A 24,723-nucleotide genomic window follows, 5' to 3' on the forward strand; every position below is an offset into this window, starting at 1 on the left:
GCTCCCGGAAGAGCCTCGCGGCGAGATCAGTCGACTTTTTCTCGATTTCGGATGCGAAGGTTCCGAGCGGCCGCCCGATGCCGCTTGCGCAATTCATTGTTCAGGGAACCGCTCTACGCCTTTGCTTTAGTCGCAAGGCACTCAGCTTTCGCCCCCTATGCTGACAACCAAGATCTCAACGTTTATTCCCGGGCCGCCTTGAAGTTCAAATTTAAACTTTAGCTACTATGGTCGATCGATGGACTACTGCCCTGGAAAGGTATTCGGATCGAATTGGCAGGAGAGACACCCAATCCCGGCCGGTTGAAACAGGCCATTTTTTCTTCCGCCAACTTGCCGGCGGCGATTGCCTTTGTTGTGCTTCTCGTCTGTGCCCTGGTTGCCGACCAGAGGAACAGGGAGGTCTCCGATCAGCTGGCGCGCGCTGACGTCCTGGCCAAGGTCAACATCATACGCGCCAAGCTCGAAGGCAACATTACCGGCAATCTCCAGCTGGTTCAGGGCCTCGTTTCGGCGATCGTTACCGAGCCCTATATGGGCCAGCAGAGATTTGCTGCACTCGCCCGCAATTTGTTTGAGCAGAAATCGCAACTGCGCGATATTGCCGGCGCGCCCGATCTCGTCATCACGCTGATATACCCGCTGGAAGGCAATGAGAAAGCCATCGGGCTGGATTACCGCAAGACCGAGGCGCAACGCATGGCTGCGCTTCGGGCCCGCGACCATCGCGTGCTGGTGCTCGCCGGGCCGGTCAAATTGGCGCAAGGCGGACGTGGCTTCATCGGCCGTATCCCTGTCTTCGTGCCGACGGCGGGTGGCGGTGACCGTTTTTGGGGAATTGTCTCGGCCGTGATCGATATCGATCGGCTCTACGCTGCCAGCGGACTGACCGACCCTGACCTGGATATCGATGTGGCGCTCATCGGCAAGGATGCGCTGGGGGGTGGCGGCGAACTGTTCTTCGGCGGCGACAATGTCGTGGCCGGCAATCCGGTGACGGCGGAGGTGCAACTGCCTTCAGGCTCCTGGCAGATTTCGGCCATACCGAAGGGCGGCTGGCCAACCGCTCCGAAAAATGAGTGGCTGCTGTGGACGCTCATGGGCCTCGCCGGCGCGCTGGTGGTGCTGCCGATCCTCGCGGCCGGACGTCTTTTCGGTGAACGGCAGAAAAATGACGCCGAGTTGAGGCGCCTGTCCAGGCGTCTGGAACTGGCATTGGAGGCCTCGGGGATAGGCGTGTGGGAGCACGACCTCGTCAGCAACGAGCTCGTATGGGACGACCGCATCAACGAAATCTATGGCAAGCCCGCCGACGGCAAGACCCGCGGCTATGACGACTGGGCGCTGGCGATCCACCCTGAAGATTTCGAACGGGCGAAAGCGGACTTCGATTCGGCTGCCGCGACACAAGGCCCCTACTCTTCGCAGTATCGGCTTTTGCGACCGGACGGCACAATTCGCCATGTCCGCACACGCGCCAGTTTCTTCCAGGACATCAACGGCGGATCAAAAATGATCGGCGCCGAATGGGACGTGACCTGGGACGTGCTGCTCAACGAGAATCTCGTGCGCGAACGACGCCTTTCAGAATCGAAGAATGCCGAACTGAATATGGCCAAGGCCCGCATCGAGCATGTCGCGCTGCACGATTCGCTGACCGGCCTGCCCAACCGTCGGTATCTGGATGAGATGCTTGCCGAAAACCACGAAGCCGAGGGCCGCGCAGCATTGCTGCATCTCGACCTTGACCGCTTCAAGCAGATCAACGACACGCTCGGCCATGCAGCGGGCGATGCATTGCTGGTGCATGCTTCGAAAGTCATCCAGGCCAGCGTCGGCGGTGCCGATTTCGTTGCGCGCATCGGCGGCGATGAGTTTGTCGTGCTGAGCCATGGACGCGACGACAAGGAGCTCGCCGCGCTTGCCGACCACATCATCGACGCCATGCGCCAGCCGGTCGACTATCTGGGTCACCAGTGCCGGTTCGGCGTAAGCATCGGCATTGCAGCCAACAGCGGCGTCGACGCCAAGCAATTGCTCGTCAATACCGATCTCGCCCTGTACCGGGCGAAAGGCCGTGGCCGCAACCGCTACGAGTTTTTCAACGAAGAGCTGCAGAGCGAGATCGTTCGGACCAAGCAAACCGCCGACGAGATTCTGGGCGGACTCGAGCGGAACGAATTCGTCGTCTACTACCAGCCGCAGTTCGACGCCAGGACGCTGGAGATCGTCGGCGTCGAGGCGCTGTCGCGTTGGGACCATCCGCAACGCGGCATGCTGACCCCCGACGCCTACATCAAGGTGGCTGAAGAACTCAATGTCGTGGCGCTTATCGACCGCACTGTCCTGACGCAGGCGCTTGATGATTTCGAGCGCTGGTCGCGTAGCCACCTCAACATCCCGCGCGTGTCGGTCAACGTCTCCGCCAGGCGCTTGGAGGACAAGGACCTGATCAAGGGTTTGCGCAAGCTTGCCATCAAGAAAGGGACCGTGTCGTTCGAGCTGGTGGAGTCCATTTTCCTCGACGAAAACGACGAACTGGTCACCTGGAACATCGAGCACATAAAGGGGCTCGGTATCGACATCGAGATCGACGATTTCGGCACCGGACATGCCTCGATCGTCTCGCTCCTGAAGTTGCGGCCGCGTCGCCTCAAGATCGATCGCCAGCTGGTCACCCCCATCACCAGCTCAACCGCGCAGCGACAGCTGGTGTCGTCCATCATCGACATCGGCAAGTCGCTCGGTATCGAAGTGGTCGCCGAGGGTGTCGAGACGATGGAGCACGCGCAGATCCTGAAAGAGCTTGGCTGCGATATCCTCCAAGGCTTCCTGTTCGGCTACCCGATGGACGCAAAAGCCTTCAAGACATTCGCCCAGTCACGCAAATGGCTGGCGGCGAGTTGACAAACCCTGCTTGACGCAATTGCGGACGGAAGAACCGTTTCCTGAAATGGCTCTAGCTGCGCAGTCCCGGCGCTCCTGCCGGTCCGCTCGACATATGGATCGACAGAAAGATTCAGCAGAATTTCAGAAATCTTCCGGTACGCGCCCGTTCCTTGGCTTCATTGTTCTCCTGAACGAACTGGAGGAGGTGGAACATGTCAGTGAATGAGAGCACACGCCAAGCCGCCCGGCAGGAACTGCTGGAATATGCATCCACCGTCATGGCTGCATCCCCGTGAGCGCCCATGCCTGGAACAATGTTCGAAATGCTCGAGATCATCGCCATGGAGAGGCGGATGGCTTCCAGCCAAGGTGAAAGCGGATCAAATTCTCCTGATCCCTTGACGTCCAAGCCGATCAAGACCCCAATAGGGCAGCGTTTGCTCAAGTTGGTCAGATCGGCATTCGATGTCGCAAGAAAACGCAGGGCACGTACTGGCACTTGGCAGTTGCGAGCTTGATCTTGCCCGCGGGCTGCTGTTGTGCGACGGGAAACCTGTCGCTCTGCGCTCCAAGGCGTTTGACCTGTTGACCTATCTCAGTAGGAATGTCGGGCGTGTCGCGACCAAGTCGGAACTGATGTCGGCGGTATGGCCTGATGTCTTCGTGACCGAGGACTCGCTGACGCAGGCGGTCAGGGAGTTGCGAAAGGCGCTGCAGGACGAAAGCCAAACCATCATCCGTACGGTCGCCAAACGCGGCTACGTGCTGTCTCTTCTCGAGGCGCCAAAGCAAGAGCGCCCCGGACAACCGAGCGTTGCGGTACTGCGTTTCAGCAATGAAGGTGCGCCGGAAGACACCCCTTTGATCGACGGTTTCGCCGAGGACATTGTCAATGCGTTGGCTCGCTTCGGAAGGGTCGACGTGCTGGCACGCAATTCCGGATTTGCCTTTGCCTCGGATTCCGCTTCCGATTGGCGTGCCGTTGGCGACAGCCTTGGCGCAACCTATCTGGTCCGCGGCAGGGCGACGACCCGCGCAGACGGCATGCGGGTCACCGTCAGTCTCATGACTGCTTCGACGGGTGGAGTCCTCTGGAGCGAAACTTTTTCTGCGTCCGGCGGCCAGATCTTCGACATGCAGGAAGAAATCGCCTGCCGTGTGGTGAACCGGCTGGTCGCTCGGCTCGACGACGCAGGTGTCAAGCAGGCAACCCCGAAGCCTCCCGACAGCCTGGCCGCATACGAGCTTCTCCTGCGTGGACTGGCCCGGCTGCGCGGTTATGGTGATGATGACAACAAGGCTGCGCGCGATCTTTTCCAGGCTGCGGTCGAAAAGGACCCGACCTATGCCCTGGCGCATTCCTACATCGCGCTCGCCGATCTCATTATCGGCGGCTATGCCGAGGCGTCCCCGGAATTGCTTGGTTCACTGATCGAGCGCGCGGAGTGCGCGGTGACCCTGGCGCCGGAAGAGCCGCGCTGCCATCGCGTGCTCGCGCAGGCCTTGATCTCTGCCCGCCAGTTCGACGCGGCCGAACATCACCTTCAGCGCGCGCTCGACCTCAATCCCTATGACGCCGATACGATCGCGCAAATGGGGTTCTTGCTCTCGATGAGAGGCAGGCCTCTTGAAGCACTCGCGGCGCTAGACAGTGCGATACGGATCAACCCGATCCATCCTGATTGGTACCACTATGATCGCGCCATCGCGCAATACTCGGCTGGAGACTACAAGGCCGCGCTTGTCAGCATGTCCAAGGTCCCCTCGAAGTCGCCCTGGCGACTGACAAGGCTGGCGGGGTGCCACGCGCAACTCGGCGAACTGAAGGAAGCTCAGCGCATCATGGCAGAGGTCAAGCGGATAGCACCTGACTTTTCGCCGATGCAGTTTGCGCAAACCGGGATTGCGTACGAACATGCAAGTGATGTTGAACATCTCGTTGCCGGCGTCGCCAAGGCAATCGCTGCGTATGAGGAGAAGCCCTAGGCGGTGCGGTCTTCGCTTTGGACGAGAGCCGAGGCGTCCGTCTGCCGGGCGGGGTTACCCCCGCAACCCCGGCGCTTCCTGCCCGGTCCGCTCGACATATTCGGTATAGCCGCCGCCATAGGTGTGAATGCCTTCCGGCGTCAGTTCCAGCACGCGGTTGGAGAGTGCGGCCAGGAAATGGCGGTCGTGCGAGACGAACAGCAGGGTGCCTTCATACTGCGACAGCGCCGTGATCAGCATCTCCTTGGTGGCGATGTCGAGATGGTTGGTCGGCTCGTCCAGCACCAGAAGATTGGGCGGGTCGAACAGCATCAGCGCCATCACCAGCCGTGCCTTCTCTCCGCCCGACAGCACGCGGCATTTCTTCTCGATCTCGTCGCCGGAAAAGCCGAAGCAGCCGGCAAGTGCCCGCAGCGGCGCCTGTCCGGCGTGCGGAAACGCGTCCTCCAGCGTCTGGAACACGGTGCGCTCGCCTTCCAGCACCTCCATGGCGTGCTGGGCGAAATAGCCCATTTTCACACTCGGCCCCCGCGCCACCGTGCCGGCATCGGGGTCGGAGGAGCCGGCGACCAGCTTCAGCAGTGTCGACTTGCCGGCGCCGTTGACGCCCATGATGCACCAGCGTTCGCGGCGGCGGACCTGAAAGTCGAGCCCCTCATAGATGCTGCGGCTGCCATAGCCTTTGTGGACGTTCTTCAGCGTTACGACGTCTTCGCCGCAGCGCGGCGCCGGCTGGAAGTCGAAATTGACGATCTGGCGGCGTTTGGGCGGCTCGACGCGGTCGATCTTGTCGAGCTTCTTCACCCGGCTCTGCACCTGGGCGGCATGGGACGCCCGCGCCTTGAAGCGTTCGATGAAGGCGATCTCCTTGGCCAGCATCGCCTGCTGGCGCTCGAACTGCGCCTGCTGCTGCTTGTCGGCGATCGCCCGCTGCTGCTGGTAGAATTCGTAATTGCCGGAATAGGCGGTGAGCGAACCGGCGTCGATCTCGACCACCTTGTTGACGATGCGGTTCATGAACTCGCGATCGTGCGAGGTCATCAGCAGCGCACCGTCATAGCCTTTCAAAAACTGCTCCAGCCAGATCAGGCTTTCAAGATCGAGATGGTTCGACGGCTCATCGAGCAGCATCACGTCGGGCCGCATCAGAAGGATGCGGGCGAGCGCCACGCGCATCTTCCAGCCGCCGGACAGTTTTCCGACATCGCCGTCCATCATCTCCTGCGAAAAGCCGAGGCCGTCGAGCACTTCCCGGGCGCGGCCGTCCAGCGCATAGCCGTCGAGCTCCTCGAAGCGGTGCTGCGCCTCGCCATATTGTTCGATGATCTCGTCCATCCGGTCGGCCTGGTCGGGATCGGCCATGGCCGCCTCGAGTTCGGCCATTTCGGCCGCCACGTCGCTGACCGGCCCGGCGCCGTTCATCACTTCGGCGACCGCACTATGGCCGGCCATGTCGCCGACATCCTGGCTGAAATAGCCGATGGTGACGCCGCGATCGACCTGCACCTGGCCCTCGTCGGGCTGCTCCTGTCCGGTGATCATGCGAAACAAAGTCGTCTTGCCGGCGCCGTTCGGCCCGACAAGGCCGACCTTCTCGCCCTTCTGCAAGGCGGCCGAGGCCTCGATGAAGACGATCTGGCGGCCGTTCTGCTTGCCGATGTTTTCGAGACGGATCATGGGGCGGTCCGGGGGAGTTGGTGCAAAGTTGAGGGATTTGCCCGGGGCCATACGCGAATGAGCGCAAGGAGGGAAGAGGCAGAAGCGCCGCAGATGGTGGCGACGACCCCGTCATCGCGAACGAAAACAAAAATCCAGGGATTGTCGAAAACCGCCCTCGCGGAACGACATTGGCGCGGCGGCCTGCATGGCCCCCGACCAACAGGACAGGAATACGGCGATGGCCAAGATGCTCGTGATCTACAAAACCCCGGCCGATCCGGAGGCATTCGACCGGCACTATTTCGAGGTTCATGTGCCGCAGGCCAAGAAGCTTCCCGGCCTGCGACGCTACGACATCAGCAGGCGGCCCATCATCAAGCGCTCGGCGGGCGAGATGCCGTATCTGGTCGGGACGCTCTATTTCGACAGCCTCGCCGATATGCAGAGCGCATTTGCCACCGAAATCGGCATTGCCTGCGCCGCTGACCGGCGGATACTCGCGCCAGGAGACGACGACTTGACGATGCTGGTGTTCGACGTCGACGAAGTGTGAGCCTTCGCCGGTCTCGGACAGCCAGCGGAACGAAGGAGCCGCGCCGAAGCGGACGACGTTACTTCGCGTCGTGGAAGATGATCCCCAGCGTATGCCGCCGTCCCGAGCGCAGGCGGCTGACACCGTGCCTGAGATTGACGCGGTAGTGCCCTTTCGTGCCTTGCACCGGCCGGTTGTGGACAGCAAAAATCACCGCATCGCCCTGGGTCAGCGGCACCACCTCGGCGCGGCTCTGCATGCGCGGGCGCTGTTCGGTGAGAACGAACTCGCCGCCGGTGAAATCCTCGCCGGGTTGCGACAGCAGGATCGCCACCTGCAGCGGGAAAGCGAGGTCACCGTAGAGGTCCTGGTGCAGGCAGTTGAAGTCGCCGGGACCATATTGGAGGAGCAGCGGCGTCGGTCGCGTCTGGCCGTTTTCGTGGCAAAGCTGGAGGAAGGCGGCGTGGTCGGCGGGATAGCGCTGGGCAACACCCATGCGCTCGTTCCAGTCGTTGGCGACGCCGGCCAGCCTGGGGTAGAGCGCGGTGCGCAGGCCGCCGATGAGATCCGGCGGGTAGCGGAAATAGCGGTACTCGCCTTTGCCGAAGCCATGGCGGGCCATCACCACATGGCTGCGGAAATGCTCCTCATGCGGATAGAGCGCGGCGATTTCGGCGCATTCCTCGGGTGAGAGCAGAGCCGGCATGACAGCGCTGCCATAGCTGTTCAGGTCGCCGATTAGAGCGCTCCAGTCCTGCGCGGCCACGCGCGCTTCGGCCGAACGGGTTGCGCGTTTGGCGGTTATCGAATGGATGGTCATGGATGCCTCCTTTGATACGATCAAAGTGGGGCGGGTGAGAGGTGCGAACCACCCGATTCCTGCGGAGATGGACGCGCTTTACCTTCTCCCCTTGTGGGAGAAGGTGGATCGGCGCGCAGCGCCGAGACGGTTGAGGGGTGTTCCAGCGGAGTGAGGCGTTGGCGTTCCCTGGAACACCCCTCATCCGACCGAGCCTCGCTCGGCCACCTTCTCCCACAAGGGGAGAATGGAAAACCGTACGTCACCGCTTGCGATACCCGTCCAACTCCGGATCAAGATCGACCCGCACCGCGTTGGTGAACACGCAGGTCGCCACCATGATGCCGGCGAAGGCGACAAGATTGACCAGCAGCGTGTCGGCGTAGCGGGCCTTGAGTGCCGCCCAGATGTTGTCCGGGACGGCATTGGCGTTGGCGGCGACCGCCTTGCCGAAAGCGATCAGCAGCGCTTCATCCTTGCTCGGCTCGATCGCCTCCGGCTCAAGTCCGCTATCGATCAGCGCACGGCGGAAGAAGGTGACCGGAATCTCGGCCCGGCAGCCTTGCGAGATCGCCAGCGAAAACAGCCAGATGGCGCGGTCGTCGACCGTGGGCCTTAACAGATCGCGCAGCGTGAACCATTCGGCATAGATGCGGTGCGCCGCGGGCGAATGCAGCAGAATGCGCTTCATGTTGGTCATGCGACCGCGCAGGCCAAGCTCCCTGTCGTGCTCGGCGCGGATGTCTTGCGATGCCGTCGCGTAGTCGATCGGCGGGATCATGGCCATCGGATGGTCCTTGGTTGGTGGCGGGCGAGGACGTTCAGCCTCATCCAAGCGTCGCGTGCAGTTCAGGCGCGGTGCGCAGCGTGTTGGACACCGTGCAGATCGCTTCGGCATCCTCGACGATCCGCTGCTTGGTCGCCGCGTCGAGATCGCCCGAGATGTCGAGCCTGATGCTGATCTTTTCAACACGTGACGGTTCGTCCTTCGCCTTCTCGCCGCTGACCTCGGCGCGCACCTCGCCGAGGTTGGCGGCGACGCCGAGGCGCGTGGCGGCGATGCGGGCGCTCAGCACCATGCAGGCGGCGACGGAGGCATAGAGCAGGTCGAGCGGATTGAAGCCCTGAGCATTGACCCCGGTCACCACATCGACGCTGCCGCCGGTCGGAGTTGTCACGACCGGTAAGCCGCCCGGCGGCATCACGGCCAGCGCGCCGGTTTCTCGGGTCCTGACCTTGAGTTCTGCCATTTCAACTATCCTTTCGGGGCCGGGCAAAATGCAAGGCGCAGCCGCCTGGCGGCCGCGCCCTGCCACGCAATGCCGGTATATGGTAGTCTCGGGGCCGACATCGCAACATCGACCGACGAACAAAATCGTCTGCTTCGAGGTTCAGCAATGAAGCGCAGTTTCATTTTGGCTGTGATTGCCGGCGTAGGCCTGCTCTGCGGTGCCGCATTTTTGATTGTCGGTCCGTCCCCAGTCTCGCCAGACGCCATCCAGTCGTCGGTTGTTCGTACCCCTGCATTGATCGACAGGGCCTGGAAGTTGCCCGTGGCTGCTACCTTCAATGCCAACCTTGACTGGCAATCGAACAGTTCACGCTGCGGTCCGGCAAGTGTCGCAAACACCTTCCGCTCGATCGGCGAAGAGGAGACGACCGAAGCCGAAGTGCTCGCGGGAACCGGAAAGTGCTGGACCGGCTTTTGCATCGTCGGTCTGACGCTGGACGAGCTTGCCGACATCGCTCAGGCGAAAACCGGGCGCAAAGTCTCCGTGCTTCGGAATCTGAGCGCCGACGAGTTCCGCGAGCACATGAAGCACGCCAACGACCCCGGCCGCCGCTACATCATCAACTTTACCCGAGAGACGATATTCGGCGCCGGCAGTGGTCATTTTTCACCGATCGGCGGCTATCTGGAGGCCGAGGACTTGGTTTTCGTTCTCGACGTCAACGAGCGCTACAAGCCTTGGCTGATCGAGCGCGAACGCCTGTTCTCGGCCATGGACACCATCGACAGCGATGGCGGCAAAAAGCGCGGGTTGCTTCTGATCGAGTAGCAGGGGCCCCTCAGCGGTTTCTCAGCCACGATGCACTCGCTACCTCAACCCGGCGCCGGCCACCCGCGCAAAATGTGTTTCTGGATCTTGCCGGAGGCGGTGCGCGGCAACGCGTCGGCGAGCAGGAATTCCTTCGGCACCTTGTAGCGGGCGATACGGTCCGCGCAGTGGGCGGCCAGCCCCGAAAGGTCGGGCGCGCGACCGGGCTTTGCGACAACGAAAGCCCGTCCGACCTCGCCCCAGCGCTCATGGGCGATGCCGATGACGGCCGCTTCGGCAATGTCGGGATGTTCGAGCAACGCCATTTCGACCTCGGCCGGATAGACGTTTTCGCCGCCGGAGATGAACATGTCTTTGCGGCGGTCGACCAGGGTGACAAAGCCGTCTTCGTCCCGGCGGGCAATGTCGCCGGTGCGGAACCATCCATCGGATGTGAAGGCCTGCGCCGTCTCGGCCGGCCGCTTCCAGTAGCCGGGCGTGATGTTGGGGCCGCTGAGCCAGATCTCACCGGCCTCGCCCGGGGCGACGTCGTTGCCGTCATCATCGACGATGCGCAGGCAAACCGAAGGTCCCGGCAGGCCGGCGGAACCTGCCTTGCGGGCGATCTGGCCGGCTTCGAGCGGCATGCCGAGCACGGTGCCGGCCTCGGTCATGCCGAAGCCGTCGACCATGCGCACGCCCTGCTCCAGCCACCAGCGGATGTCGGCGGCGGGATTGGGAGCGCCGCCGGTGAAGATAGCGGTGAGCGAGATCCACTTCGCCGGGTCGAAATCCGCGCCATCGCGCAGCATTCTTGCCATTTGCGGCACGCAGAAATAGTGGGTGACGCCGAGCTCGGGATCAGCCAGCCGGCGGTTGGTGAGACCGGCCTCGAAGCCGGGCGAGATCAGCACGGCGCCGCCTTGCAGCAAGGGCGGACGCAGGCTGGTGATGAGGCCGATGACATGGAACATCGGCGCATCGCACAGGAAGACACTTGCATTGCCGACCCGCCCCAGCACGCCGAAATTGACCGCGGTGGCGAAGGCGTTGGCCTCGGTGATGATGACGCCCTTGGGGCGACCCGACGTGCCGGAGGTGTAGAGGATGATCGACGGCTGATCGGCCGGCGGCAAGGGCCGGCGCGTTGCCGGCGCCTGCGCTGCCATCGCCGCCACGAAGGCAGCGACCTCGACCGTCATGCAGCTCTTGGGCGGCGCCCTATCAAACGCGGCATCGTGCAGCAGCAGTGCGGGATCGCAATCGGCGAGGATAGCCTGCTGCTCAGGCGCAGCGAGGCGCCAGTTCACCGGCACGAAGACGGCGCCGAAGCGCATGGCGGCCTGTTGCAGGATCAGGAGGTCGGCGCTGTTGCGGGCGACGCTGGCGATGCGCTGCCCCGGCTCGATGCCGTAGCCGCTTTCGAGCACGGCGACAGCGCGCTGGATGGCTTCGTCGAGCCCGCCGTAGGTCCAGCGCCGCGCAGAAGCGAGGTCGACGCAAGCGAGACGCTCTGGCTGCGTCGCGGCATACAGGGCCACGGGATCGGGCGTCGTCCAGGCCGGCATCTCGCATCTCCTCCCAGATCGGATGTTGGCTGATCACCTTGCCTTGTCGTAGGCGCCGAGGCCGGGCTTGTAGCTCTTCTCATCAATGAACTGGCGGATGCCTTCCTTGCGGCCGTCATTGTCGTAGGAGTTGGCCGCCTCTTGCGCGCGCACCAGATAGTCCTCGGCATTGTCGTAGGTCATCTCGGCGACGCGGCGGATGGCGTCCTTGGTGGCCTTAAGCGCGACCGGATTTTTCTTCAGCAAAATATTCGCCACCTCGGTGACGCGCGCCTTCAGCTTCTCCAATGGCAGGCTTTCATTGACCAGCTTCCAAGCCGCCGCCTTCCTGCCGTCGATGAGTTCGCCGGTCAGCGCGTGGTACATGGCGTCGCGCATCGACAGCAGGTCGACCACTACCTTGGTGGCGCCGCCGCCAGGCAGGATGCCCCAGTTGATCTCGGACAGCGCAAACTGCGCCTCGTCGGCGGCGAAGGCGAGGTCGCAGGCAAACAGCGGGCCATAGCCGCCGCCAAAGCACCAGCCATTGACCATGGCGATGGTCGGCTTGCGGTACCAGCGCAGCCGCCGCCACCAGCCATAGGCTTCGCCTTGAGCTTTGCGGACGGCGCCTAGCCCTTTGGCCTCGGTCTCGCGAAAATACTCCTTGAGGTCCATGCCCGCCGACCAGGCGCTGCCCTCGCCCGACAGTACCAGCACCCCGACATCGTCGCGGTATTCCAGCCCATCCAGCACTTCCATCATGCGGCGGTTGAGCGCCGGGTTCATGCAGTTGCGTTTTTCGGGTCGGTTGAAGCGCACCCAGGCGATGCCGTTCTCGACGTCGAAGGCCACGGTCTCTTCGGTCATGGCAATTCTCCTCCTGCTTGCGTGCATGGCAAGCCAAGAGCCGCGCTCCAACCTGCCTTGCATTAATCGCTATGCTACATAGCTTTCATAATTGCTATGTCGCATAGTATTTTCTGCTTGACAAGGGCCTTGGTCGCGGTGATCGCTTGCAGCATGGACGAGGCCACAATCCGCAGCAAACCCCGCAAGGCCAGGATAGCGCCGGAAGACACGCTCGACGCGCAGATTGGCTACAATCTGCGGCGCGCTTCGGCTCTGGCGCTCAATGATTTCGCTGTCGAGATGGCCGATGCCTCGTTGCGCCCGGTGACCTACGGCATGCTCGCGTTGATCGACGAAAGGCCCGGTATCCGCGCCGCCGAACTCTGCCGCCTGCTCGGCATGAAGAGCGCGAACATGGCGCCGCTGCTTGCCGAACTCGAGGAACGCGGCCTGGTCGAACGCGACGACCATGCGCGGGACAAGCGCGTACAGGTGCTCGCCTTGACCAAGGCAGCCAAAGCGGCCATGCCGGCATGGCGCCGGCAGGTACGCCGGCACGAGGACCGGTTCCTGCAGCAGCTGACGAAAAAGGAACGGGCAACGCTGCTGCGCCTGCTGCGCCTGATCTGGATCGAGGAAGAGTAAGTTCTTCGGCAAGCGCTCGTCACTAGCCATTTGCCATGCCGCCACCGATCTCGCTGAAGACCTTTTTCGAACAAGGCGATAGCGGCGCATCTTGCCGGTCTGATTCAGGCCGGGTGGCATCCGCCTGTCAGCAGTCTTCACCGTGCCCGTTCCCTCTCCGCCCTGCCCTTTGCTAGGCTCGCGCCATCCGCAACAGGAGCGCGAAATCATGATCGTCCAGGCCTGCATCAATGGCGCCCGCGCCGCCGATTTCCACCCTGCCCTCCCCCTCGACGCCGAAGCCATGGCGCGCGACGGTGCGGCTTCGATTGCCGCCGGCGCGGCCGAGCTGCATGTCCATGCGCGCGGAGCCGACAAGCGAGAGAGCCTTTCGCCGGCAGCGATGGATCCGACGATCGCGGCGCTGCGCCGCGCCTGTCCCGGCACGCTGATCGGCGTCTCCACCGGCGCCTGGATCGAGAACGACGATACCAGCACGCTGGTCGCCATCGCCGGCTGGCGCGAATTGCCGGACTATGCCTCGGTCAATCTCAGCGAGACGGCAGCACCCATTGTCATGGAGAGCCTGCGTCAGCGTGGCATCGGCATCGAAGCCGGTCTGGCTTCAGTCGCCGACGCTGAGCGGCTGGTCGGCCTCGACCATGGCGGACGCGTGCTGCGCATCCTGATCGAGATTTCCGAGCAGACGTTGGACGAGGCGTTTGCCGTTGCCTATGGCATCGAAAAGGTGCTCGAACGCGCCGGCATCTGCCGCGCCATCCTGTTGCATGGCGAGAACGCGACCGTGTGGCCGTTCGTCGAGAAGGCGGCGGCGCGGAAATTGTCGACCCGCGTCGGGCTGGAGGACGGCAAGGAATTGCCGGACGGCAGCGTGGCGTCAGGCAATGCTGCACTCGTGGCGGCCGCAGTGGCGATCTTCCGAGCCGGCCGATCGGCGTAGCGGCTGAGGAGTGTGCGCCGGCGATCTACCCTCGTGAGGTGATCGCCACGTTCGCGAAGCGGCGCAACAGCGAGTGATAACTCCCCTCTTGCTGTTACTAGAAATTTCTCATAGGTTGTTTTCATATCTGGAAGAAATTTCCTCTTATTTTTCTCCTTTATGAAAGCCTAGCCTTTGCGTGAACATCTCGATCAAACCGATCGACGGCTGGTCAAGCTGTTGTCACAGGATGCCCAACCCGGCATCAACCGGCTCGCCGAGACGATGGCGATCTCGGTGCCGACAGTGCGTTCAAGGCTGCGCAATCTGCTGGACCGCAATTTGCTGAAGATCGTCGGGCTGCTCAATCTGACCGAGCGCCCGGAGTTGATCTCGGCCATTGTCGGCATCAACGCGCAAGGCCGAGGCCGCGCCCGCGAGCTGGCGCAGCGAATCTCGGAACTGCCTTTCGTCAACTCGGCCTCGGTGGTCACCGGGCGCTTCGACATCATTGTCGACGTCACTGTCGCCGGCGATGTCGCCGACCTCTACCGCATCACCAGCGAGTTGATCCCCGGCGCCGGCATTCCCGGCGAAGTGGTGCGCAGCGAGACCTTCGTCGTCATGGCCTCGTGCAACAAATGGGTCAGCCTTCCCGAAGGCTGCTGGTCGGAAGAAACACCGGCCCGCAAGGAGCCGGCATGAAGATCGCAGTTCTCGGCGGTCTCGGCCTGCAGGGCCGCGCGGCCATTGCCGATCTCGTCGCCAGCGCCGGTGTCGAGGAAATCGTCTGTGTCGATACAGCAGCTGACGGCCCTGTCCGGCTTGCCGGCCTAACCGACCTTTCTCGCGTGCGTTTCGTCGTGCCCGAAGGCGCGATCGGTCCGGCACTCGCCACTGTGTTGGCCGATGTCGACGCCGTCATCGATCTCCTGCCGCAGCCACTGATGCGCGAGGCGGTGCAGGCGGCGATCGCGACGCGCACGCCGCTGGTCACTACCAATTACGGCAAGGCGATTGCCGATCTGGCGCTGGAGGCTGAACGGGCCGGCGTTTCGATCATGTCCGAATGCGGGCTCGACCCCGGCATCGACCTCGTGCTTTACGCGCGCGCCGCAAAGCAGTTCGACAGCATTTCTTCGATCGATTCCTATTGCGGCGGCATCCCCGAACCGAAGGCAATGGCCAAGCCGCTCTGCTACAAGGTGAGCTGGAATTTCGACATGGTTCTGGTCAGCCAGAACCGCGACAGCGTGATGATCGAGGACGGCAAGCGGGTCGAAGTCTCGGCCGGCCGACAGCACGACAACCGCTTCATCCACGAGATCGACGTGGCCGGCCTCGGCCGGCTGGAGGCCTTTCCCAATGGCGACGCGCTGCACTATGTCGAGATGCTGGAGGCCGCCAAAGGGCTGCAACGCTCGGGCCGCTATACGCTGCGCTGGCCCGGCTGGTCGGCGTTCTGGGCGCCGCTGAAGGAACTCGGCTTCCTCTCCGAAGACAAGGTGCCCGGCACAAGCGCCAGCCCACGCGAATTTCTCGGCCGGCTGCTCGGCCCGCAACTGCAGTACGGCGCCGACGAGAAGGACCTTTGCGTTATGCGCAACGTCTTTTCCGGTCTCGAAGGTGGTCGCGCCAAAACGGTGACGTCGGACCTCATCATTGAGCGCGACCTCGGCTCCGGCCTGTTCGGCATGAGCCTCGGCGTCGGCTATCCCGCCAGCATCGTGGCGCAGATGCTGGCGCGACGCGAGATCACCACACCAGGGCTTTTGAACCCGCTGCAGCATGTTCCGGACGAACCGTTCTTCGACGAACTGGCCAGGCGCGGCATCAGGGTTGCCGAGACGGTGGCCTGGGACTGAGGATTTTCGAACGGTGGCGCCGCCGGCAAACGGCGCTGCCGCTCAAAAAGCACCCGAAGGGTGAAAATAACAAACGACGCAGTGGAACAATACAACAAGGAGGAATGCCAAATGAAGATTGCCAAGCTTTTCATCGCCGGACTTGCGCTTGCGGGTCTTACCACCGCTGCCAGTGCCGGAACGCTCGACGAGATCACCAAGCGCGGCGAATTGCGCGTCGCGGTGCAGACGCAAGGACCGCCCTTCTCGCTGGTCGGCGCCAATGGCGAACGCACCGGCAGTTCGGTCGAACTCGCCGAGCTGATGGCCAAGGAAATGGGCGTGAAGGTCACCTTCCTCGACTATGACTGGGACGGGCTGATCCCGGCGCTGCTGTCGGGCAAGGCCGACCTGCTGGTCGCCGACATGACGCCGACGCTGGCGCGCGGCATGAAGGTCGCCTTCACCACGCCCTACATGTATACGGGCAGCACCGTCTTCACCAAGGCCGACAGCAAGTTCAAGACCACCGAGGACTGCAAGGCCAAGGGCACCAAGATCGCCGTGCTGTTGGGCGCCACCGGCGAAAAGGAAGCCAAGAACGCCTTCCCGGATGCCGACATCAAGAGCTACAAGGGCGGCGGTCCGCTGCTGCTCGACGCGGTCAACAACGGCCAGGCCGATTGCGGCGTCAACGACGTCTCGGCGGTCACGGGTCAGTCGACCGCTTATCCCGCCGGCACCTTCACCATCATGCCGGAGTTGTTGTCTAAGGAACCGCTTGCCTTCGCCACCCGCTATGACGAGCCGGACCTGCTGGTCTGGATGAACCTGTTCCTCAACCAGGTCAGCATCGACGGCCGCCTGCAGAAGAACCTCGACTACTGGGTCAATTCCGACGCCTGGAAGAAGGATCACTGAGGAATAGGAATTAGGCAGTAGGGAGTAGGCAGTAGGCAGTAGGGAGCAGTAATTATCCGTTCCTGACACCCTACTCACTACTGCCCACTGCCTATTCCCCATTCACCGCCCATGCTCGAAAACTTCAGCTTCCGCACCATCATCGAATATCTGCCGCTGTTCGGGCAGGGTCTGGTCACGACCGTCTGGCTGTCGGCGCTGTCCTTTGCCGGGGCGCTGGCGGTCGGCATCGTGCTCGCCGCCATGAACCTGCAGCGCAACCAGCTGTTTCGCCTGCCAGCCAAGGCGTATATCGATGCCGTGCGCGCCACGCCGTTGCTGGCGCAACTCTACTTCCTCTATTTCGGCCTGCCGCGGCTCGGCTTCGTCCTGCCGGAGCTCGTCGTCGGCATCATCGCTCTGTCGCTGAACAGCGGCGCCTATGTCGCTGAAATCATTCGCGCCGGCATCCTGTCGATCCCGCGCGGCCAGGTGGAAGCCGGCGTCGCCTCGGGGATGACCTATGTCCAGCGCATGCGCCTCGTCATCCTGCCGCAAGCGTTCAAGGTGACGATCCCGCCGCTGCTCGGCCAAGCGATCGTTCTGGTCAAGGATTCGGCGCTGTTGTCGCTGATCTCGGTTTCCGAACTGACGCGCGCCGGCCAGCTACTGGCGTCCGACCGTTTCATGCCGGCTGAAGGTTTTCTCACCATCGCCGCCTTTTACCTCCTGCTCTACTACTGCCTTAAGGGGCTAGCTGTTGCTTCCAGCCAATGGCTCGGCTCGGCGGGGGCACGCACATGATCTGGCAGCAGCTGCAAAGCCTCGCCGGCAGCTATCCCCTCGCCTTGCGCGGCCTCGGAATGACGGTGATGCTGTCGCTGATCAGCCTGGTGCTGGGCACGGCGCTCGGCTTCGGCCTCGGCATATTGCGCACCGGCGGCAACCGGCTGATCTCGAGTGTGATCGGCGCCTGGGTCGACCTGATCCGCGGCACGCCGTTCCTGGTGCAGATCTTCCTGATCTTCTTCATCCTGCCGGAGTTCGGCATCGAGCTCGACGCCTTCACCGCCGGCATCATCGCACTGACCAATCTGGCCGCCTGCTTTATCTGCGAAATCGTCGCCGCCGGCATCCGTTCGGTGCCGACCGGCCAGGTCGAGGCAGCGCTGGCGTCAGGCCTGTCGCGCTGGCAGCGCATGCGCCAGGTGGTGCTGCCGCAAGCGATGCGCATCGTGCTGCCGCCGCTGGTCGGGCAGTATGTGCTCTTGATCAAGGATTCTTCGGTCGTCTCGGCCATCGGGCTGACCGACCTCACCCGGGTCGGCTGGCTGGTGGTGCAGCGTGTGCCCAACGGCCTGCTGGTCTTCTTCCTCGTCGGCGTCGGCTATTTCATCGTCTGCTATCCGCTGATCATGCTCGCCCGCCGGCTGGAGCGGCGCATGGGCCAAGCGCATGGCGAGGTGCAGCTGTGACATCGAACCCCAAAGGGCGCACGAATATGAGCACGCCAAGCCAGGCCAAAACCGGCATGATCGACTTTCGCGGCGTCAACAAATGGTTCGGCCCGCTCAATGTGCTGAAGGACATCACGCTCAGCGTCGAACCGCGCGAAGTGGTGGTCGTCTGCGGCCCCAGCGGCTCGGGCAAGAGCACGCTGATCCGCTGCATCAACGGCCTGGAGGCAATCAAGGACGGCGACCTCATCGTCGACGGCCAGCGCCTCGGCGATCCCGCCACCAACATGACGCTGCTGCGCACCGAGATCGGCTTCGTCTTCCAGTCGTTCAATCTCTACCCGCACAAGACCGCTCTGGAAAACGTGACGCTGGCGCCAATCCATGTCCGCAAGATCCCGCGCGCCGAGGCCGAGCAGGCCGGTCGCGACTTGCTGGCCAAGGTCGGCCTGGCCGACAAGGTCACCGCCTATCCCTCACAGCTCTCCGGCGGCCAGCAGCAGCGCGTGGCGATCGCCCGCTGCCTCGGCATGCGGCCGAAGATCATGCTGTTCGACGAGCCGACCTCGGCGCTCGACCCCGAGATGATTTCCGAAGTGCTCGACGTGATGGTCGCGGTGGCAGAAGAAGGCATGACGATGATGGTGGTGACGCACGAAATGGGCTTTGCCCGCAAGGTGGCGCAGCGCGTGGTGTTCATGGATGCCGGCGCCATCGTCGAAAGCGGCACGCCGGAGGAGTTTTTCTCTGCCCCGAAGACGGACCGCAGCCGGGCTTTTCTGAGCAAGATTCTCAGGCACTAGGGTCGGCGCTCGAACAACTGGCCGCCGCCGGCACGAGATGAAACTTCGATCTGCGACTATGCATCAAGGATCGCGCTTACCAGCCGGGCGGTGCGCGGCGCGAGCGTCAGCCCTATGTGTCCATGGCCGAAGGCAAGGATCACATCCCGCCCACCTCTCGATGGCCTGATAACGGGCACAGAATTGGGCATTGAAGGCCGGAATCCGAGCCATGTGCGGCTCGGCTCCCCCAGGTCTGGAAAAACCCGACGCGAATTCTCCACCAGCGCCGCCAGCAACCGCTGATTGGCGGGAACCCCCAATCCACCGAGTTCTACAAGGCCTGCAACGCGCAACCGGCCTCGCATCGGGCAAAGATAGAAGCCGAGCGCTGTCGGGCAGACCGGCCGTTCAATCGGTGGGTGGGTCATGTCAAATTCAATGTGATAGCCACGTTCGGCATCGAGGCTGACCGGATCATCGATTTGGGCGGCGAGCCTTTGCGAGTGGGCACCGGCGGAGATAACAGCGGTCTGGGCGCGGATGTCGAAGGGCCCCGCGATGATCCGGATCCCATTCGCTTCCCGGGCGATCGTTTGTGCAGAGGCCTTGACGAATTGCACACCCGCCCGCCGGACTGTTGCGGTCAACCGATGCATCGCTTCGCCCGGATCACTGAGATTGAGTGCGCCCGGAAAAAACAGCCCGCCACCTTCGAAGGGCGGTAGCCGAGGTTCGAGCCGATGCACTTCGTCGGCCGAAAGCAGTTCCTGACCAACGCCATGGAAGCGGCGCAGATCGATATCGGTGGCTGCCGCCTTGAAGGCCTTGGGCGTTTCGTAGAGATAGAGACAGCCCCTGGCGGAGAGCAGGTCCGATGCCCCAATTTCCGCTGCGAACTCCTCCCAAGCCGCCGATGCGTCCGATACGAGTTCGGCGATCCGGCGGGTGTTTTCCCTGAACCGGTGCGGCAGAGATTCGTATGCGAACCTCGCCAGCCAAGGGAAGAGGGTCGGCAAGGCGGAAGCGCGGATCGACAACGGACTGCGCGCGTTGAGCAGCAGGGAAGGCAGATTCCTCAGAACCGCCGGCGTCCCGACGGGGATTACCGCATAGTCCGCGATGGTCCCGGCGTTGCCGTAAGATGCGCCACTGCCAGGTTCGTTCGGTTCGATCACGACAACCTCGCGTCCGTCAGCGCGAAGCCGAAGTGCAATCGCCAAACCTATGACGCCACCGCCGATGACGGCGATGTCGGTCGAAATCCTGCTCATCTGGTCCACATGCGTTGAGGCAAAGACGGTGGCTGGCGCCCGAGACCCTGCGAAACGGCGATGGCAGTGCCGTGCCCGGATCGCACATGCGCCAATGGGTTCTGTCAGGACTGTTTGCTGGCTGGCGTTCAGGCAGGCGCGGCGTAGCGCGCGACATAGGCAGCCGTTCGTGCTTCACGCGGGTTGTCGAGCACGTCGGCCGCCGTTCCCTGCTCGATGATCCGGCCGCCGTCAATGAAGACGACCCAGTCCGAGACTTCGCGGGCGAAAGGTAATTCGTGGGTGACGAGGATCATGGTCATGCCGTCCTTTGCCAGTTCTCGCATCACACGCAGCACCTCACCGGTCGATTCTGGATCGAGCGCGGAGGTCGGTTCGTCGAACAGAAGCACAGTCGGGCCGAGGGCCAGGGCGCGCGCGATCGCGACGCGCTGCTGCTCGCCGCCAGACATGCGTTCCGGATAGGCTGTTGCCCGATGCGCGAGACCGACGCGCGTGAGCAGGCGCACCGCGCGCTCGACCGCTTCGCGCTCCCCAATTGCGGCGGCATGCATCTGGGCGAGAACGACATTTTCCACCGCTGTCAGATGCGGGAACAGGTTGAAGCGCTGAAACACCATGCCGACGCGCTGGCGCAGCTTGGCGAGATTCCTGCACGTCACCGCACCCTTGTCGCAGATCGTCTCGCCATTTACCTCGATGACGCCGTCGTCGGGCTGCTCGAGCAGGTTGACGCAGCGCATCAGCGTCGTCTTGCCGCCGCCGCTTTGGCCGATGATGCTGATGATCCGACCAGCCGGCACGTCGAGATCTATGCCGCCGAGCACCTGCCTCCCGTCGAAGGACTTCCGCAAGCCACGGATGGTGACTGCCGGGCCGGAAGCCGTCTTGCCAAGCTCCCTATTGAGTGTCTCGTGTGCCATCGGTCTAGGCTCCGCCCGCGAGCAGCGTCTTCGCCAGCTTCAGCCGCCGCCGGCGCCCCAGCGACAGCGGTACGCCAGCCTGAATGGTCCGCTCCAGCCAGAGCAGGCATTGCGAAATCGGATAGCAGACGGCGAAATAGATAGACGCAATCACCAGATAGACTTCGAGCGCCCGAAACGTTTCGGAGGCGATCAGCTGCGCCTGGGTCATCAGTTCAACGGCAGAGATCGTCACCAGAAGCGACGTCGATTTCAGAAGGTCGACGAACATGGTGTTGGTGCCAGGCAATGCCAGCCTCAACGCCTGAGGTAGAATGACGTGGCTAAAGGTGGTGCCGCGGCCAAGGCCCAGCGCCTGCGCAGCCTCGTTCTGACCGGAATGGATGCCGGCGATGGCCGCGCGGAAAATCTCCGAGAGATAGGCGGCATAGAACAACATGAGGCTCAGCACGCCGGCGACGAAGACGCTGAGCTTGATGCCGACCGACGGCAGGCCGAAATAGGTGACGAAGATAATCGCGAGCAACGGGACGTTCTTGAATATCTCCGTGTAGATGGCGGCCGGCAGACGCACCAGACGCAAGCGATTGAGGCGCATCAGCGCCAGCACGAGGCCGAGGACAGCAGCACCGACAAAGCTGACGATGGTGTAGGCCAGGGTCCTGAGCAGACCCCAGCCGAGATTGCTTGCGTAGTCGCTCCAGGGAACCTGGAAAAACCCGGTGAGCGTGTGGAAAAGGGACATGTGCTTGCCCCGACGCTCAAGGCGCGATTGAGGGCGGCGACCAATCCGCGGGGCGGTCCACGCCCCGGCGCTGAGCCGCCATCTCCGGCGAAGGAACCAGGAACTGCTTCGGATCGCCGCCCCATTTTGTGACGAGCGCGGCAAGCGAGCCGTCCTTGTACATTGCATCGATCTGGGCCGAGACAGCTGTCGCGAGCTTCGGCGCCTCTTTCGGCAGGTAAAAGCCGGTCATGTAGGGCTGGAAATACTGATAGTCGGGATGGGCCTTGATCTCGTCGGCGGCTGGCGGCGCCAGATAGGCGACGCGGAACTTCATGTCCGGTCGTTCCTTCTGCTGATAGATAATCAGCAGCGGGTCGAGAAAGCCGACATCCAGCCTGCCTGATGACAGGTCCTGAAAGACACTGTCGGCCGTGGGATAGGTGTGCGGGGTGGCATTGGGCACCTGCGCGATCGATTTCGCCCAGACATAGCCGGTGACGGTCCCGAGATCCTTGCCCTCCAGGCTCTTGACGTCCGGATAGTCGGCAGTGCCTTGCACCGCCATTGCCGGTGGCGAATAGTAAGGCGGATCGGTGAAGAGACCGACCTTCTGGCGCGCGTCCGACCAGGCGATGCCGCCGATCGTGATGTCGGCACGCCGCGACTGGACCGATGCCAGCATACCGGGAAAATCGGTGACGCTGACTTCCATCTTGAGACCCAATTTGTCGGCGACCGCGGCAAGGATATCGCTGTCCAGCCCGACGAGCTTCTCGTCCTTCATCGCCGTGTAGGGCATATAGGGCTCGATCGTGACCTGTAGGACGCCCGGCTTCAGCGTCTCAAGCCCGTCCGCATGCGCCACCGTGGCCAGCAATCCAATTCCAACCCCTAGCAAGGCGCCAATGCCGACCTTGAATCGCGAGCGAGACAAAACACCCTTTTCCATCCCCGATATCTCCCTGTCACCGGATCAATATATTTGTGATATATTGATCAGTATATTATATGAATCCGTTGTCAAGTGATTCCTCGGCGATCGGAATCGACCCCTGTGAGGTGAGTTGGGATGGATGCGCGGATGCCGGAAGACGATGCCGACAATGTCGAGCCTGGCTCGACATTGGCCGAGCGCACCTATCTGCAGCTGAGGGAGGACATCATCACGGTTAAGCTGGCGCCCGGCACCCTGCTTCGCGAAACCGATCTCATGCGGCGGCTGGACGTCGGTCGCACGCCAGTGCGCGAGGCGTTGTTGCGGCTGCAGCGCGATGGCTTCGTCGATGTCAACGGCCGCCGCGGGACCTCCGTCAGCACGATCGACATCAGCGATCTATCGGCGATCTATGAGGCCAGGGCGAGAATTGAATCCTGGGCGACGCGACTGGCCGCCGAACGTCTGCGAGAGCCTGAGCGTCGGGAAGCGCGCGCCCTGATTGCCGAACTCGCCGCCTTTAAAAACCCTCCGGAACTCGAGCCCCTGCTTGCGCTCGACCGACGCATCCACCGCTTCATCTACCGCGCCGCCAAGAACCCCTATTTGTTCGACACGCTCGACCACTACCACAACCTGTCACTCAGGATCTTGCATGTGGCGACGCGGCGTTTTCCGGAACTCATGTCGGGGCTCGACAAGGTCCTGCAGGAGCAAACCCTTATGCTCGAGGCGGTTTGCAGGGGAGATGGCGAAACGGCCGAGCGCATCGCGCTGCATCACGTCCTCAGCTTCGAACAGGATGTTCGCAAGATCATCTAGCCGATTTGGCGGAACAACGACCTCCGGCGTGACCGCCTGTCAGCGTCCAGAAAGCGCGAAGGCTATTTGTGTGGCCGGCACGCGGCGTAAAGCAGTTATACGCGCCTTCACCTTTGAAAGGTCGCGTCCTGCCTAATTCTTCAAAGCGTCGCCAGCCGCGCATTTGTCATCGTCGTTCCATAGGCTTGCCGCAGCGTTTGCTTCTCCTCCAGCGCAGCGATGACGCTTGCGGCAAAATCCGTCGCGTACATGTCGGCCAGCCGGGTCAGCCCGCCTGGCGTGAAGACGTTGATCTCCAGAAGTTTGTCGCCGACGATGTCGAGACCGACCAGGAACATGCCGTCGCCGATCAGTTTGGGGCGCACCATCTCGGCGATGCCCAGCATGGTGGCCGTTACCTTGACCTTGCGGGCCGTGCCGGCGGCATGGATGTTGGAGCGGACGTCGCCTTTGGCCGGAACGCGGCGAAAGGCTGCGTATTTGCCGTCGCGCACCAGCGGCAGGCCGTTCATCAGGAACAGACGCACGTCACCGGCCTTGGCTTCCGGAAGGTAGACCTGCGCGACAAGATAGCCGTCACCGCTGGCCGCCTCGAAAATCTGGTTGAGGTTGGAATCGGTGGGCTTGGCAATATGGAACACGTTCTTGCCACCCGAACCTTGCAGCGGTTTGACGATACAGCCCTTCGGCTGTTTGTCGATGAAGGCGCGGATCTCGGCAATGCTGCGCGATATCAGGCTCGCCGGCCTGACGGCCTCGGGGAAAGACTGCAAATAGAGCTTGCTCTGTGCCTGCGCCAGACCGCCCGGATCGTTGACGACGATGGTGCCGCGTTCGGCTGCGAGCCGACCGAACATGATGCCGGCATTGGCCGCCCATGGCCGACCGGCGCCATCCAGCGACGGGTCGTTACGCAGAAACAATATGTCGATGTCGCTCATGGCGACGGTCTTCTTCTGCTTCGCGGCATCCTGCAGGGCAGCATGAAGCTTGCCTGATGTCTTGTAGGCAGCATCGGGCAGAGCCGTCACGCTGACGGCCAGATCATCGTTAGGGCGCAGGATGAAATCGCCCGGCTCGACATAGACGACGGAATGACCGCGCTGGACGGCAGCCAGCGCCAACGCCGTCGTCGTGTAGCCCGGCGTCTCGGTTCCGATGGAATTGACGAAGAACGCAATGCGCATTTCAGA

General features: G+C 62.8%; 25 protein-coding genes. 13 read left to right on the plus strand and 12 right to left on the minus strand.

The genetic code is table 11. The features are described from left to right. Positions 1-303: 303 nt before the first annotated feature. On the plus strand, positions 304-2,907 hold the full coding sequence (locus tag AC04SG_RS14040; RefSeq protein WP_488551643.1) for a bifunctional diguanylate cyclase/phosphodiesterase: 2,604 nt from the start codon (positions 304-306) through the stop codon (positions 2,905-2,907). Positions 2,908-3,019: 112 nt separating this feature from the next. Here the strand turns inward: AC04SG_RS14040 and AC04SG_RS14045 are convergent, their stop codons facing one another. Next, a complete protein-coding gene (locus AC04SG_RS14045) occupies positions 3,020-3,388 on the minus strand; it encodes a hypothetical protein (RefSeq protein WP_488551649.1) in 369 nt (122 codons plus the stop codon). Between AC04SG_RS14045 and AC04SG_RS14050 the strand changes: the two genes are divergently transcribed. Next, positions 3,355-4,875, plus strand: coding sequence for a winged helix-turn-helix domain-containing protein (locus AC04SG_RS14050; RefSeq protein ID WP_488551534.1), 1,521 nt, complete (start codon positions 3,355-3,357; stop codon positions 4,873-4,875). The two genes, AC04SG_RS14045 and AC04SG_RS14050, sit on opposite strands and share 34 nt — an antisense overlap. 54 nt (positions 4,876-4,929) lie before the next feature. Here the strand turns inward: AC04SG_RS14050 and AC04SG_RS14055 are convergent, their stop codons facing one another. Further along, the gene (locus AC04SG_RS14055) at positions 4,930-6,552 is read right to left on the minus strand and encodes an ABC-F family ATP-binding cassette domain-containing protein (RefSeq protein WP_488551535.1); all 1,623 of its coding nucleotides are present in this window, start codon (positions 6,550-6,552) and stop codon (positions 4,930-4,932) included. A 220-nt stretch (positions 6,553-6,772) separates the two neighbouring features. Here AC04SG_RS14055 and AC04SG_RS14060 point away from each other — a divergent pair, with 220 nt between their 5' ends. Further along, positions 6,773-7,087: an EthD family reductase gene (locus AC04SG_RS14060; protein ID WP_488551536.1), complete on the plus strand. Its 315-nt coding sequence runs from the start codon at positions 6,773-6,775 to the stop codon at positions 7,085-7,087. Between the two features lie 58 nt (positions 7,088-7,145). On the opposite strand, the gene AC04SG_RS14065 is transcribed toward AC04SG_RS14060, so the two are convergent. From AC04SG_RS14065 to AC04SG_RS14075, 3 genes are all read right to left on the minus strand, one after another. Continuing rightward, positions 7,146-7,886: a 2OG-Fe(II) oxygenase gene (locus tag AC04SG_RS14065; RefSeq protein WP_488551537.1), complete on the minus strand. Its 741-nt coding sequence runs from the start codon at positions 7,884-7,886 to the stop codon at positions 7,146-7,148. Positions 7,887-8,127: 241 nt separating this feature from the next. Next, positions 8,128-8,652 (minus strand): carboxymuconolactone decarboxylase family protein, encoded by a 525-nt coding sequence (locus AC04SG_RS14070; RefSeq protein WP_488551538.1) that lies wholly within the window; start codon positions 8,650-8,652, stop codon positions 8,128-8,130. A 40-nt stretch (positions 8,653-8,692) separates the two neighbouring features. Further along, the gene (locus AC04SG_RS14075; protein ID WP_488551539.1) at positions 8,693-9,115 is read right to left on the minus strand and encodes an OsmC family protein; all 423 of its coding nucleotides are present in this window, start codon (positions 9,113-9,115) and stop codon (positions 8,693-8,695) included. A 147-nt stretch (positions 9,116-9,262) separates the two neighbouring features. Here AC04SG_RS14075 and AC04SG_RS14080 point away from each other — a divergent pair, with 147 nt between their 5' ends. Beyond that, on the plus strand, positions 9,263-9,925 hold the full coding sequence (locus AC04SG_RS14080) for a phytochelatin synthase family protein (protein WP_488551540.1): 663 nt from the start codon (positions 9,263-9,265) through the stop codon (positions 9,923-9,925). A gap of 44 nt (positions 9,926-9,969) precedes the next feature. Here AC04SG_RS14080 and AC04SG_RS14085 read toward each other — a convergent pair whose 3' ends face one another. Further along, positions 9,970-11,472 (minus strand): AMP-binding protein, encoded by a 1,503-nt coding sequence (locus AC04SG_RS14085; RefSeq protein ID WP_488551541.1) that lies wholly within the window; start codon positions 11,470-11,472, stop codon positions 9,970-9,972. A 33-nt stretch (positions 11,473-11,505) separates the two neighbouring features. After that, positions 11,506-12,321 carry a p-hydroxycinnamoyl CoA hydratase/lyase gene (locus AC04SG_RS14090; RefSeq protein ID WP_352592168.1) on the minus strand — a complete coding sequence of 272 codons (816 nt, stop codon included), beginning with the start codon at positions 12,319-12,321 and terminating at the stop codon, positions 11,506-11,508. 153 nt (positions 12,322-12,474) lie between these two features. Here AC04SG_RS14090 and AC04SG_RS14095 point away from each other — a divergent pair, with 153 nt between their 5' ends. From AC04SG_RS14095 to AC04SG_RS14130, 8 genes are all read left to right on the plus strand, one after another. Continuing rightward, entirely contained in the window at positions 12,475-12,948 is a 474-nt protein-coding gene (locus tag AC04SG_RS14095; protein WP_488551542.1) for a MarR family winged helix-turn-helix transcriptional regulator, read from the plus strand. Between the two features lie 208 nt (positions 12,949-13,156). Further along, positions 13,157-13,888 carry a 3-keto-5-aminohexanoate cleavage protein gene (locus AC04SG_RS14100; RefSeq protein ID WP_488551543.1) on the plus strand — a complete coding sequence of 244 codons (732 nt, stop codon included), beginning with the start codon at positions 13,157-13,159 and terminating at the stop codon, positions 13,886-13,888. 174 nt (positions 13,889-14,062) lie between these two features. Beyond that, on the plus strand, positions 14,063-14,572 hold the full coding sequence (locus AC04SG_RS14105) for an Lrp/AsnC family transcriptional regulator (RefSeq protein ID WP_112560910.1): 510 nt from the start codon (positions 14,063-14,065) through the stop codon (positions 14,570-14,572). Next, the gene (locus tag AC04SG_RS14110; protein ID WP_488551544.1) at positions 14,569-15,732 is read left to right on the plus strand and encodes a saccharopine dehydrogenase C-terminal domain-containing protein; all 1,164 of its coding nucleotides are present in this window, start codon (positions 14,569-14,571) and stop codon (positions 15,730-15,732) included. The genes AC04SG_RS14105 and AC04SG_RS14110 overlap by 4 nt, the downstream gene beginning before the upstream one ends. Before the next feature lie 111 nt (positions 15,733-15,843). Then, complete coding sequence (locus AC04SG_RS14115) at positions 15,844-16,632, plus strand: ABC transporter substrate-binding protein (protein ID WP_488551545.1); 789 nt, start codon at positions 15,844-15,846, stop codon at positions 16,630-16,632. A gap of 111 nt (positions 16,633-16,743) precedes the next feature. Then, entirely contained in the window at positions 16,744-17,415 is a 672-nt protein-coding gene (locus AC04SG_RS14120) for an amino acid ABC transporter permease (protein ID WP_488551546.1), read from the plus strand. Next, positions 17,412-18,086 carry an amino acid ABC transporter permease gene (locus AC04SG_RS14125; RefSeq protein ID WP_477283209.1) on the plus strand — a complete coding sequence of 225 codons (675 nt, stop codon included), beginning with the start codon at positions 17,412-17,414 and terminating at the stop codon, positions 18,084-18,086. Before AC04SG_RS14120 ends, AC04SG_RS14125 begins: the two co-directional genes overlap by 4 nt. A 56-nt stretch (positions 18,087-18,142) precedes the next feature. Further along, positions 18,143-18,871, plus strand: coding sequence for an amino acid ABC transporter ATP-binding protein (locus tag AC04SG_RS14130; protein ID WP_488551644.1), 729 nt, complete (start codon positions 18,143-18,145; stop codon positions 18,869-18,871). 56 nt (positions 18,872-18,927) lie between these two features. Here the strand turns inward: AC04SG_RS14130 and AC04SG_RS14135 are convergent, their stop codons facing one another. The 4 genes from AC04SG_RS14135 to AC04SG_RS14150 all read right to left on the minus strand — a co-directional run bounded on the left by AC04SG_RS14135 (position 18,928) and on the right by AC04SG_RS14150 (position 22,723). Further along, entirely contained in the window at positions 18,928-20,124 is a 1,197-nt protein-coding gene (locus AC04SG_RS14135) for an NAD(P)/FAD-dependent oxidoreductase (RefSeq protein WP_488551547.1), read from the minus strand. Between the two features lie 128 nt (positions 20,125-20,252). Further along, complete coding sequence (locus AC04SG_RS14140) at positions 20,253-21,047, minus strand: amino acid ABC transporter ATP-binding protein (protein ID WP_352592191.1); 795 nt, start codon at positions 21,045-21,047, stop codon at positions 20,253-20,255. Positions 21,048-21,051: 4 nt separating this feature from the next. Next, the gene (locus AC04SG_RS14145) at positions 21,052-21,792 is read right to left on the minus strand and encodes an amino acid ABC transporter permease (protein ID WP_477343134.1); all 741 of its coding nucleotides are present in this window, start codon (positions 21,790-21,792) and stop codon (positions 21,052-21,054) included. A 16-nt stretch (positions 21,793-21,808) separates the two neighbouring features. Next, entirely contained in the window at positions 21,809-22,723 is a 915-nt protein-coding gene (locus AC04SG_RS14150; RefSeq protein WP_488551548.1) for a substrate-binding periplasmic protein, read from the minus strand. Positions 22,724-22,855: 132 nt separating this feature from the next. Here AC04SG_RS14150 and AC04SG_RS14155 point away from each other — a divergent pair, with 132 nt between their 5' ends. Then, on the plus strand, positions 22,856-23,530 hold the full coding sequence (locus AC04SG_RS14155) for a GntR family transcriptional regulator (RefSeq protein ID WP_488551549.1): 675 nt from the start codon (positions 22,856-22,858) through the stop codon (positions 23,528-23,530). A gap of 140 nt (positions 23,531-23,670) precedes the next feature. On the opposite strand, the gene AC04SG_RS14160 is transcribed toward AC04SG_RS14155, so the two are convergent. Then, entirely contained in the window at positions 23,671-24,717 is a 1,047-nt protein-coding gene (locus AC04SG_RS14160) for a glutathione synthetase (protein ID WP_488551550.1), read from the minus strand. Between the last annotated feature and the right edge of the window lie 6 nt (positions 24,718-24,723).

The sequence above is a fragment of the Mesorhizobium sp. CNPSo 4684 genome, assembly GCF_057784315.1.

What these genes read in the sequence shown, in the direction of transcription:
- AC04SG_RS14090 (WP_352592168.1), bottom strand. Translation starts at nt 12,321, where the DNA reads ATGACCGAAGAGACCGTGGCCTTCGACGTCGAGAACGGCATCGCCTGG.
- AC04SG_RS14120 (WP_488551546.1), top strand. Translation starts at nt 16,744, where the DNA reads ATGCTCGAAAACTTCAGCTTCCGCACCATCATCGAATATCTGCCGCTG.
- AC04SG_RS14070 (WP_488551538.1), bottom strand. Translation starts at nt 8,652, where the DNA reads ATGGCCATGATCCCGCCGATCGACTACGCGACGGCATCGCAAGACATC.
- AC04SG_RS14160 (WP_488551550.1), bottom strand. Translation starts at nt 24,717, where the DNA reads ATGCGCATTGCGTTCTTCGTCAATTCCATCGGAACCGAGACGCCGGGC.
- AC04SG_RS14130 (WP_488551644.1), top strand. Translation starts at nt 18,143, where the DNA reads ATGATCGACTTTCGCGGCGTCAACAAATGGTTCGGCCCGCTCAATGTG.
- AC04SG_RS14145 (WP_477343134.1), bottom strand. Translation starts at nt 21,792, where the DNA reads ATGTCCCTTTTCCACACGCTCACCGGGTTTTTCCAGGTTCCCTGGAGC.
- AC04SG_RS14100 (WP_488551543.1), top strand. Translation starts at nt 13,157, where the DNA reads ATGATCGTCCAGGCCTGCATCAATGGCGCCCGCGCCGCCGATTTCCAC.
- AC04SG_RS14075 (WP_488551539.1), bottom strand. Translation starts at nt 9,115, where the DNA reads ATGGCAGAACTCAAGGTCAGGACCCGAGAAACCGGCGCGCTGGCCGTG.
- AC04SG_RS14095 (WP_488551542.1), top strand. Translation starts at nt 12,475, where the DNA reads ATGGACGAGGCCACAATCCGCAGCAAACCCCGCAAGGCCAGGATAGCG.
- AC04SG_RS14050 (WP_488551534.1), top strand. Translation starts at nt 3,355, where the DNA reads ATGTCGCAAGAAAACGCAGGGCACGTACTGGCACTTGGCAGTTGCGAG.
- AC04SG_RS14085 (WP_488551541.1), bottom strand. Translation starts at nt 11,472, where the DNA reads ATGCCGGCCTGGACGACGCCCGATCCCGTGGCCCTGTATGCCGCGACG.
- AC04SG_RS14065 (WP_488551537.1), bottom strand. Translation starts at nt 7,886, where the DNA reads ATGACCATCCATTCGATAACCGCCAAACGCGCAACCCGTTCGGCCGAA.
- AC04SG_RS14110 (WP_488551544.1), top strand. Translation starts at nt 14,569, where the DNA reads ATGAAGATCGCAGTTCTCGGCGGTCTCGGCCTGCAGGGCCGCGCGGCC.
- AC04SG_RS14060 (WP_488551536.1), top strand. Translation starts at nt 6,773, where the DNA reads ATGGCCAAGATGCTCGTGATCTACAAAACCCCGGCCGATCCGGAGGCA.
- AC04SG_RS14055 (WP_488551535.1), bottom strand. Translation starts at nt 6,552, where the DNA reads ATGATCCGTCTCGAAAACATCGGCAAGCAGAACGGCCGCCAGATCGTC.
- AC04SG_RS14125 (WP_477283209.1), top strand. Translation starts at nt 17,412, where the DNA reads ATGATCTGGCAGCAGCTGCAAAGCCTCGCCGGCAGCTATCCCCTCGCC.
- AC04SG_RS14140 (WP_352592191.1), bottom strand. Translation starts at nt 21,047, where the DNA reads ATGGCACACGAGACACTCAATAGGGAGCTTGGCAAGACGGCTTCCGGC.
- AC04SG_RS14150 (WP_488551548.1), bottom strand. Translation starts at nt 22,723, where the DNA reads ATGGAAAAGGGTGTTTTGTCTCGCTCGCGATTCAAGGTCGGCATTGGC.
- AC04SG_RS14115 (WP_488551545.1), top strand. Translation starts at nt 15,844, where the DNA reads ATGAAGATTGCCAAGCTTTTCATCGCCGGACTTGCGCTTGCGGGTCTT.
- AC04SG_RS14135 (WP_488551547.1), bottom strand. Translation starts at nt 20,124, where the DNA reads ATGAGCAGGATTTCGACCGACATCGCCGTCATCGGCGGTGGCGTCATA.
- AC04SG_RS14080 (WP_488551540.1), top strand. Translation starts at nt 9,263, where the DNA reads ATGAAGCGCAGTTTCATTTTGGCTGTGATTGCCGGCGTAGGCCTGCTC.
- AC04SG_RS14155 (WP_488551549.1), top strand. Translation starts at nt 22,856, where the DNA reads ATGCCGGAAGACGATGCCGACAATGTCGAGCCTGGCTCGACATTGGCC.